At 72.7% G+C, this 1,204-nt stretch carries 1 pseudogene; it reads right to left on the bottom strand.

The features are described 5' to 3' along the window. A pseudogene (locus tag ACI797_RS27805) lies at window positions 1-1,201 on the bottom strand (IS30 family transposase); the annotation flags it as partial. Between the last annotated feature and the right edge of the window lie 3 nt (window positions 1,202-1,204).

Genomic DNA, 1,204 nt, shown 5'->3' with positions numbered 1-1,204 from the left:
AGGTGGTTTCTAGGAGCGGTCGCAACACCGCTGTTGTGATCGTGGGTCGAGAGTAGGGCGGCCATCGCCTCGGCCGGGGTGCGCCAGCCCAGGGTCTGGCGGGGGCGGCCGTTGAGTTCGTCGGCGACGGCGGCCAGGTGTTCGGGGCTGTGCGCCGAGAGGTCGGTGCCCTTGGGGAAGTACTGGCGCAGCAGGCCGTTGGTGTTCTCGTTGCTGCCGCGCTGCCAGGGAGACTGCGGATCGCAGAAGTAGACCGGCAGGTCGGCAGCGAGGGTGATCTCGGTGTGCCGGCGCATCTCCAGGCCCTGATCCCAGGTCAGCGAGCGGCGCAGCGCCTCGGGCAGCGTGCCGATGGTGGCCACGATGGCGTCGCGCACGGCGATGGCGTCGCTCGGGCCGGGCAGGTGCAGCAGCATCACGAAGCGGGTGCTGCGCTCGACCAGGGTGCCGATCGCCGAGTGGTTGTTCGCCCCCAGGATGAGATCGCCCTCCCAGTGGCCGGGCACCGCCCGGTCCTCGGCCTCGGCGGGCCGGTGGGAGATCAGCACCTTGTCCGGGATGCGCCGGTCCGGATCGGCCCGGCCGTCGATGCGGCGGGCGGGGCGGCGGATCGCCCGGCCGGTGCGCAGGCAGGCGGTGAGCTCGCGGCGCAGCGAGCCGCGGCCCTGCACGAATAGGGCGCGGTAGATCGTTTCGTGCGAGGCCTGCATGGCCTCATCGTCGGGGAACTCCCGCCGCAGGAACGCGGCGATCTGCTGCGGCGACCACTTCAGCTCCAGCCGGGCCTGCACCTCGGTGCGCAGCGACTCGTGCTCGAGCTTGCGCGCCTTGGGCCGCTGGGCCAGCTTCTCCGCGGCCTGCTGGGCGGCCACCGCCCGGTACTGCCCGTCGGCGTTGCAGGCCCCCTCGCGGCGGGCCTCCCGGCTGATCGTGGACACGTCCCGGCCGATCCGTCGGCCGATCTCGCGCAGGCTCAACCGCTGCGCCAGCCCGATCGCGATCTCCTCGCGTTCCCACACCGACAGATACCGGCCGGCTCGGCCACATCGATTGGCGACACCCCGCCAGCCTCGCGGAACCACCGCCGGCCCACCGTGCCCGACGTCCCCGCCCGCCGCGCAGCCGCCTCCGTGGACAACCCCGCACCGACCCCGCGCCAGAACAACCGCCGCATCAGCTGCAGCTCAACCGTCCTCGCCATCAA

It is taken from the genome of Geodermatophilus sp. SYSU D00691 (assembly GCF_054050275.1).
Note: the sequence above shows the minus strand (reverse complement) of the source record. Positions and strands in the feature narration are given on the sequence as shown.